The organism is Pseudomonas fontis (genome assembly GCF_028656955.1).
Classification (GTDB): domain Bacteria; phylum Pseudomonadota; class Gammaproteobacteria; order Pseudomonadales; family Pseudomonadaceae; genus Aquipseudomonas; species Aquipseudomonas fontis.
In genome coordinates this window covers 58,508-66,837 of record NZ_JAMDGY010000086.1, presented here as the reverse complement: position 1 = coordinate 66,837, position 8,330 = coordinate 58,508, and the positions used below count along the sequence as shown (strand labels likewise).

The window sequence follows — 8,330 nt, the reverse complement described above, 5'->3', positions numbered from 1 at the left end:
CCTGCAACGCGGGCGCGGCTATCGATTGGGAGGCCTCACGGCCTCCAGCGCAGCCTTACGGCAGCGGCTACAGGTCTCAGTTTTAGCCGTGCTGTACGCCCGCACGCTTGAGCAGTTGCTTGCAACGTTCCGACAGATGCACCACGCGCAAATGCTTGCCCGCCTTGGCATAGCGTTCGCGCAGGGTCTTGATCGCCGAAATCGCCGAATAATCCACCACCCGCAAATGCCGGCAATCCAGGGTCACCTGCGCCGGGTCCGCCGCCGTGTCGAACTGGTTGAGGAACGGCGCCGTCGAGGCAAAGAACAAGGTCCCGTGCAGACGATAGAGCTTGCTGCCGTCCGCCTCCACCTGTGAATCGGCATACAGCTCGCGCGCCTGCTGCCAGGCAAAATTGATCGCGGCAATCACGATACCGAACATCACCGCCATCGCCAGGTCGGTAAACACCGTCACCACGGTCACGGCAATGATCGCCAGCACATCACTGGCCGGCACCTTGCGCACCACCCGCAACGACGCCCAGGCAAAAGTCTGCTGGGCCACCACGAACATCACCCCGACCAGCGCCGCCAGCGGAATGCGCTCGATCAGCGGTGACAGGAACAACACGAACAGCAGGATCATCACCCCCGCCACCACCCCGGACAAACGCCCACGCCCGCCGGAGCTCAGGTTGATCACCGTCTGCCCGATCATCGCGCAACCGCCCATGCCGCCGCACAGGCCGGAAGCGATGTTGGCTGCACCGAGGGCCACGCACTCACGGTTGGAGTGACCACGGGTTTCGGTGATTTCGTCCGTCAGGTTCAGCGTCAGCAGGGTTTCCAGCAGGCCGACCAAGGCCATCAGGATCGCGTACGGGGCGATGATGCGCAGGGTTTCCAGGCTCCACGGCAGCTCTGGCCAGGCCAGTTGCGGCAGGCCACCGGCAATGTGCGCCATGTCACCCAGGGTGCGCGTCGGCAGCTCAAGCAGGTACACCAGCAAGCCCACGCCCAGAATCGCCACCAAGGCCGGCGGTACGGCGCGGGTCAGGCGTGGCAGCACATAGACCACCAGCATGGTCAGCGCCACCAGCCCGAGCATCAGGTACAGCGCTGTGCCGCTGAGCCAGGCGTCGTCGACCTTGAAGTGCTCCAACTGGGCCATGGCAATGACGATGGCCAGGCCGTTGACGAAGCCGAGCATCACCGGGTACGGCACCAGCCTGATCAGCTTGCCCAGACGCAGCAGGCCGAAGGCGATCATCAGCACGCCGCCGAGCAACACGGTCGCCAACAGGTATTGCACGCCGTGCTGCACCACCAGCGCGACGATCACCACGGCCATCGAGCCGGCGGCGCCGGAGACCATGCCGGGTCGGCCGCCAAACAAAGCGGTCAAGGTGCAGATGATGAACGCGCCATACAAGCCCATCAGCGGGTTGAGGTGCGCGACCAAGGCAAAGGCGATGCACTCGGGCACCAGGGCGAAGGAAGTGGTGAGTCCGGCCAGGACATCGGCGCGTAAACGTGTGACTTTCATGCGGTACCTGTGTTGCAGAGGGGCTGTCGAAAAGCAGGTGTGCGCTTCCACCCATGGGGAAAAGCGCCGCCAAGCTTACCTTGGCAAGCGGGCGAAGACGAAAACAAGCGCTAAAAACATTTTAAAAGTTCTTTTAAGTTGCAATAAAGCCCATTACCCATCACTATGCTCACCACCAACAGCCTGCACAGGGTTTCACCATGCTGCCCTTTCCTTCTTCGCCTGATTTTCCCGCAGCCCTCAAAGCACGCCGCCAACTGTGCGGCATGAGTCGCGCCGCATTGGCACGTGCGGCCGGCATACATATGGTCATGCCTCGCAGATACGAAGAGCCTGAGTGTGGGGAGTTTGCCCGTCCACGTGCCGACAGCACCTGGCTGGCCCTGAACAAGGCCCTGGGGTATGAGTTGCCTGGCGATATCGACGAGTTGCTCGCCCTGGAGGTACAGGCTCAGGACGCCGACGGCGCCAAGCCGAGTGCACCCACACCACTGACCCTGGCCCAGGCCAAGGCAGGCTTGGCGCTGACCTTTGGGGTTGACCCGAGCGCAATCGATATCACTATTCGCGGTTGAATCGCTTTATCCATTATTTTGCAAGGAGCACCCATGTACCCAACCTGGGCCAATCGCAGCACGTTCGACTACACCGGTTCTGTACTCACTGGCACTGACATTCGTTATGGCCGCAACTTGCAACACAGCCAACACGTCAGTGCGGCCGAATACGCCGCATTGCGCCAGCATTTCCTTGATCGTGAAGTCGCCATTGGCACTTCGCGTACGGCGCCCGCCAACGACAGCATAGGGGCTTGGCTGCAGGCCGAGGTGAGCCGTACCGCCCTTGCCTCCTACGTGGGGCCTATCTTGCTGCTTGAAGGTTTTGCACAGCGTACTGCCCCATCGCAGATACGGGTTATCCGCTGAATCGGCGTTGAATTGCAGGGCGCTATCGCCGGCAATGCCGGCTCCCACAGGGATTTTGTGTGACACCGAACCTGTGGGAGCTGGCCTTGCCAGCGATGGGCTGCTCAGCAGCCCCCGCTCACTCAGGCAATCACGATCTGCCCTGAACTCAGGCTATCCGCCGCCACCCCCACCAGCGTCACCGAATCCACACCGAACTTGAGCACCGCATCATTGCCCACCTGGCTCAGGTGCGCCCGGTAATCCGGCGCCGTGGTGCCACCCTCCACGCCCATGAACACCAGCTTGTCGCCAACCTGCCAGCCCTGCAGCTGGTCCTGGCCAAAGTGCCCGCTGAACAGGAAGGTGTCCTTGCCGCCCCCCGACACCAGCACATCATTGCCGCTGCCGCCGACAAACACATCATCACCCCGCCCGCCTACCAGCCGGTCATTGCCCTCCAGCCCGAACAGCCAGGTGCCCTTGTCCGATGCCGTCAGCACATCGTTGCCCAGCGTGCCGTTCTTCAACAACGCATAGGCCTCGACCTTGCCGCTGGACAGCAAGCCGTCAACCCCCACCTGATGGCTGACCTCCTTGCTGAAAAACACCCAGCTCGACTCCTTGCTCACCAGGGTCTCCACCTGCTGCACCATGCTGATGGCCCCAGCGCCGTCGCGCACATACACGGTGCCGCCAGCATCCCGGGCGATGTCCAGCTGGTTGAGCGCGGAGCCGAGCATCAGGGTGTCGCGCCCGCCGCCGCCCTGGATCAGGTTGTAGCCGCCATCGTCACGGAAGGTGTCGTTGCCCGCGCCGCCATCCAGGTAGTCGTTGCCGCGCCCACCGTGCAGCAGGTCCGCGCCCTGCGAGCCGATGATGAAGGTGCTGCCGCTGTGCTGCTCGGCGTTGCGGTTGAGGTCTTCGACCCAGGTCGAGCCGCGCGTCACATCGGACAGGTTGCTGACCACGATGGTCGAGTCCTTGCCGGTCCACTCATAGAACGCCGAGTTCAGCACCCGGCCCAAGCCATCGCCGTAGGCGGTCGGCAGGTGCGCCAGCCAGTTGGAGACATTACCGATGGAATACGGCAGCAGGTTCCACGCCGTGGAGGCGTAATGGTCGTTGAAGTTGACGATGTTGTCGGTGCTCGACGGCTTGGCCGCGTCGTGCACGCCAAGCGATGCCCAGGTCAGCTGGGTGCCGTCCAGGGCGCGGAACACCGGGTCGTTCTCATAACCGATATTCAGCACCAGCGACGGGTCGCTGGCCTGGGTGGGTGAAGCGAAGGCCACGTATTTCGAATCATGGTAGAAGCCGCCCCATTGCTCCTTGCTCAGCTCCGCCAGGCTGTTGACCGCCAGCCCGCCGAGGCTGTGGCCGCTGACGGTGATGTCCTTGCCGCTCAAGCCATGGCTGCTGGCGTAGGCCGCCACATTGCCCATCAACGTGCCGAACGCATTGGCGACGTACTGCTTGGCAAAGTCGGTCGGCCCCAGGGCAGCCATCAGGTCGTGGATGGCGTCGGCGAAGGTGTCGCCGAGCAGTGATTCCCGCGGCCCGCTGGTGCCACGAAAGCCGATGCCGATGCCGCTGAGCTGGCCACTGGCGTCGTACTTGCCGAGGATTTCGACCTGGGCGCTGTCAAAACCTGCCTTTTCGCCATAGAAGGTGCCGCGAAAATCGGTCTTGCCCTGATAGCCCAGCTGGGCCGCGCTGATCGGGTTCCAGCCGGCGGCCTTGACCGCTGCCAGGGCGGCGGCCTCGCTGTCGGGGTTCCACGGGATCCCGGGGATCGCGCCCTGGGCATCGGTGCCGCCGATCAATGCCTTGACCAGGGTCGCGGGCAGGCCCAGGCCGAAGCCATGCTGCTGGTAACCAACGGCCAGGCCTTGATCGAGGTTGTGATAGGCGTACAGCGACAGCGCCATGGCATCGGCATACAGGGCTTTGGAGGCAGCGGTATCGAGGTTGCGGTAATCGAAGACGGGCATAAGAGGACATCCTTGTTGTTATTGGAATGGTCCCCAGGGCGACATCGTCCATGTGACACACCGGGCAGGGGTTTGGCGAAGCTGCCATGCCAATATCAGCGGTGTCCATCAACTTTGCCATGGTGATCCAGACAAAGAGCAAAGCATATGGGCCGGTAGCTGCTGCCGTCAGGCTGCGCTCGCCTGCACCGCAGGCGCCGCCCTTGGGAGCCCTGCGGGCTCCAGCGCAGCCTGACGACAGCGGCTACAGAAAAAAGGTGATATCAAAGTGGCATTCCGAAAAACCTGAACAATACTGCGACGGGAACGGATTACCCCACCACCCCGCAAAGGGATTTCGCCATGAGCCAAGCACTGCAACTGGACGTCGCCATCGTTGGCGGCGGCGCTTCGGGAACCTACAGCGCCTGGCGCCTGCAAGAGGCGCTAGGCAACAACAAGCGGATTGCCCTGTTCGAATATGGCGACCGCATTGGCGGGCGCCTGTTCAGCATCAACCTGCCCGGCCTGCCCAACGTGGTCGCCGAGGTCGGCGGCATGCGCTACATGCCCAGCGCCGACCACGACACCAGCGGCCATGTGCTGGTGGACAAGCTGGTCCAGCACCTGGACCTGCCGAGCAAGGACTTCCCGATGGGCAACGAACAGCCCAAGGACCACCCCGTCGGCGCGCAGAACAACCTGTTCTACCTGCGCGGCCAGCGCTTTCGCATGCGCGACTTCACCGAGGCGCCGGACAAGATCCCCTACAACCTCGCCTGGTCCGAACGCGGCTTCGGCCCCGAAGACCTGCAAGTCAAGGTGATGAACAGCATCTACCCAGGCTTCGACCAGTTGAGCCTGCCGCAACAGATGCAGGTGCAGGTGTTCGGCAAGGAAATCTGGCGTTATGGCTTCTGGGACCTGCTCTACCGGGTGCTGAGCAACGAGGGCTACCAGTTCATGAAGGATGCCGGTGGCTACGAGGCCAACGTCGCCAACGCCAACGCCGTCACCCAGCTGCCCGCCACCGAATACAGCGACACCACGCAGTTCCTCACCCTGAAAAAAGGCTTCCAGAGCCTGCCGCTGACCCTGGCGGAAACCTTCGCCAAGCTGCCGGGCGTACTGCGCCAGGAACAGCGGGTGCAGATGAACCAGCGCCTGGTCTCGGTGGACTACAGCGACGACCAGGAATACCCGTACCGCCTGCATTTCCAGAGAACCCGCACGGTCAACGGCAGCACCACCGATGTCGACGAGCCACAAACCGCCGTGCAGGCCCGCCAGGTGATCCTGGCCATGCCACGGCGCGCGCTGGAACTGGTCGAGTCGCCGCTGTTCAATGATGCATGGCTCAAGCACAACCTCGGCTCGGTGCTGGTGCAGTCGGCGTTCAAGCTGTTCCTGGCCTACGAGCAGCCGTGGTGGCGCGCACTTGGCCTGGTGGCCGGGCGTTCGGTCACTGACCTGCCGGTGCGTCAGGTGTACTACATGGGCACCGAGTGCGAGCAGGAGCATGGCGAGCCGACGCTCAATTCGCTGCTGATGGCCTCCTACAACGACATCGGCACCGTGCCGTTCTGGAAGGGCCTGGAGGGTGGCGAAGACTTCCAGGGCTATGCGCCGAATAACCTCAAGGGCGCCTATGGCATCAACGAAGTCGTCCCGCGCACGCAGTTCCAGGTCAGCGACGAGATGGTCCGCATTGCCCAGCGCCAGGTCACCCAGGTGCACGACCAGGTCGAGCTGCCGGCGCCCTACTCGGCGGTCTACCACGCCTGGGATGCCGACCCGTACGGCGGCGGCTGGCACGAATGGAAGGCCAACTACCGCCTGGACCTGATCATCCACAAGATGCGCCACCCGGTCGATGACCAGGCGATCTACATCGTCGGCGAAGCCTATTCCTATGGCCAGGGCTGGGTCGAAGGCGCGCTGACCGTGGCCGAGTCCACCCTGCAGGACTTCTTCAAGCTGTCCCGGCCAAGCTGGCTGCCGGAGCAGTACCAACTGCTCCCCGATCAAGGCCCGGCCGAGATCGAGCCGCCGACCCCGATGGCGTGCAAGGACTGCGCGAAAACCCTTGAGCAGGTCACCGAGTTTGCCTACACGGGGATCCAGCCATGAGCAAGGCAACCTTCAGCGTGGCCGACTACCTGCTGACCCGGCTGGTGCAGCTGGGCGTGCACAAGGTATTCCAGGTGCCGGGGGACTATGTCTCCAACTTCATGGAGGCGCTCGACGCCTTCGAGGGCATCGATGCGGTGGGCGAGGTCTATGAAATGGGCGCGGCCTACAGCGCCGATGGCTACGCGCGCCACACCGGCATGGGCGCGGTGTCGTTGCAGTACGGGGTGGGCACCTTCAGCGCGGTCAACGCGATTGCCGGATCGTTCGTCGAGCGCAACCCGGTGGTGGTGATTTCTGCCAGCCCCTCGACTGAAAGCCGGGCCAAGGCGCGCTCGCAGAACATCCTGTTCCACCATTCCACCGGCAACTTCGAAGCCGACCGCAATGTGCTGGAGCAGGTGACGGTGGCCTGCGAGATCATTGCCGATGCCCACCAGGCACCCCGGCAGATCGACAACGCGTTGATCGCCGCCCTCACCCACCGCCAGCCGGTGTACCTGGAGGCGTACAAGGACGTTTGGGGGGACGAGTGCTCCCGTCCGCAAGGCGAATTGTGCCCGGCACCGCGACCATCGGCGCCGCTGGCCTTGAAGGCGGCGGTCGATGAGACGCTCAGGCGCCTGGCCGCGGCGAAACACCCGTTGTTGCTGCTGGGCGTCGAGGTCGGCCGCTATGACCTGCAGGATGAAGTGCTGCGCCTGGTCAACGACTGCGGCCTGTCGTTCACCACCACGCTGGACGCCAAGACCGTGCTCGATGAGCGCCACGCGCAGTTCATCGGCACCTTTGCCGGGCCGGCGTCGCTGCTGTCGACCTCGGCGCGGGTTGATGAAGCTGACTGCATCCTGGCCATCGGGGTGATCTTCACCGACGACTACCTGGACCTGCTTGGCAGCCGTTTCGAGCAGATCATCCAGGTCAACTGCGAGCTGGCTCGCACGGGTGCCGAGTACTACCCCAACCTGCGCCTGACCGACTATGTGCATGGGCTGATGAAGGCGCTGGAGCAGGATCCGCGCTTCCCGTTGAGTGGCTTTGCCAAACTGCCGGCGCCACGGCTGCTGGCGGCAGCACGTTCCGATGTGCCGCTGACGTATGCGCAGTTTTTCAACACGCTGGTGGAGTTCGCCGAAGAGCAGCACCTGTGGGAGGCCAGCACGTTGATCCTTGGCGAAAGCTCGTCGCTGTACGTGGCCAGCAACATCACCGGCATGCCGCGCGACAGCTTTATCTCGGATGCCATCTGGGGCTCGCTGGGGCATGAGACCGGCTGCGCGCTCGGCGTTGCCCTGGCCAGCGGGAGCCGGCCGGTGGTGGTGGCGGGCGACGGTGGTTTCATGATGGTCTGCCAGTCGCTGGCGGCGTTGGCGCGCAACCAGGTGAATGCCGTGGTGTTCGTGATGAGCAACCGGGTGTATGCGATCGAGCAGGCATTCGTCAGCCTCGATGCGTTCGAGCCGGAGGGCGAGTTTGCCCCGTTCGATACCCTGCCGACCCTGGATTACTGCGCCTTGGCCGAAGGCTTTGGCGCGGTGGGTTGCCGGGTGGAGACAGTGGGCCAGTTGCAGAGCCTGCTGCCGACGATTTTCGAGGAGCGTGACAAGCCGGTGCTGGTTGAAGTGTGCATACCGGAGAAGGATCTGGCTGAGCAGATCTGGCGGTTGGCGCAAACCTGACAACACGGAAAAACATGACGCGCAAACACTGCAGGAGCCGCTTTCCTGAAGTGATCTCTGTGGGAGCTGGCCTTGCCAGCGATCGGCTGGGCACCAGCCGCCAGCAATGCCTGTC

Annotated in this window: 6 protein-coding genes; 4 read left to right on the top strand and 2 right to left on the bottom strand. The window is 63.5% G+C overall.

Going from position 1 to position 8,330, the window contains the following annotated elements; all coding sequences use genetic code 11:
• Nucleotides 1-82: 82 nt before the first annotated feature.
• Complete coding sequence (locus tag M5G11_RS22880; RefSeq protein WP_273910391.1) at nucleotides 83-1,528, bottom strand: SulP family inorganic anion transporter; 1,446 nt, start codon at nucleotides 1,526-1,528, stop codon at nucleotides 83-85.
• Between the two features lie 311 nt (nucleotides 1,529-1,839).
• Between M5G11_RS22880 and M5G11_RS22875 the strand changes: the two genes are divergently transcribed.
• The gene (locus M5G11_RS22875) at nucleotides 1,840-2,103 is read left to right on the top strand and encodes a hypothetical protein (protein WP_273910390.1); all 264 of its coding nucleotides are present in this window, start codon (nucleotides 1,840-1,842) and stop codon (nucleotides 2,101-2,103) included.
• A 33-nt stretch (nucleotides 2,104-2,136) separates the two neighbouring features.
• On the top strand, nucleotides 2,137-2,454 hold the full coding sequence (locus M5G11_RS22870) for a hypothetical protein (RefSeq protein WP_273910389.1): 318 nt from the start codon (nucleotides 2,137-2,139) through the stop codon (nucleotides 2,452-2,454).
• A 122-nt stretch (nucleotides 2,455-2,576) separates the two neighbouring features.
• Here the strand turns inward: M5G11_RS22870 and M5G11_RS22865 are convergent, their stop codons facing one another.
• Nucleotides 2,577-4,427, bottom strand: a complete 1,851-nt coding sequence (locus M5G11_RS22865) for a polyurethane esterase (RefSeq protein WP_273910388.1) — start codon at nucleotides 4,425-4,427, stop codon at nucleotides 2,577-2,579.
• 342 nt (nucleotides 4,428-4,769) lie between these two features.
• Here M5G11_RS22865 and M5G11_RS22860 point away from each other — a divergent pair, with 342 nt between their 5' ends.
• Nucleotides 4,770-6,536: a flavin monoamine oxidase family protein gene (locus M5G11_RS22860; RefSeq protein ID WP_273910387.1), complete on the top strand. Its 1,767-nt coding sequence runs from the start codon at nucleotides 4,770-4,772 to the stop codon at nucleotides 6,534-6,536.
• Nucleotides 6,533-8,215 carry an alpha-keto acid decarboxylase family protein gene (locus M5G11_RS22855; protein ID WP_273910386.1) on the top strand — a complete coding sequence of 561 codons (1,683 nt, stop codon included), beginning with the start codon at nucleotides 6,533-6,535 and terminating at the stop codon, nucleotides 8,213-8,215. The genes M5G11_RS22860 and M5G11_RS22855 overlap by 4 nt, the downstream gene beginning before the upstream one ends.
• Nucleotides 8,216-8,330: the final 115 nt, after the last annotated feature.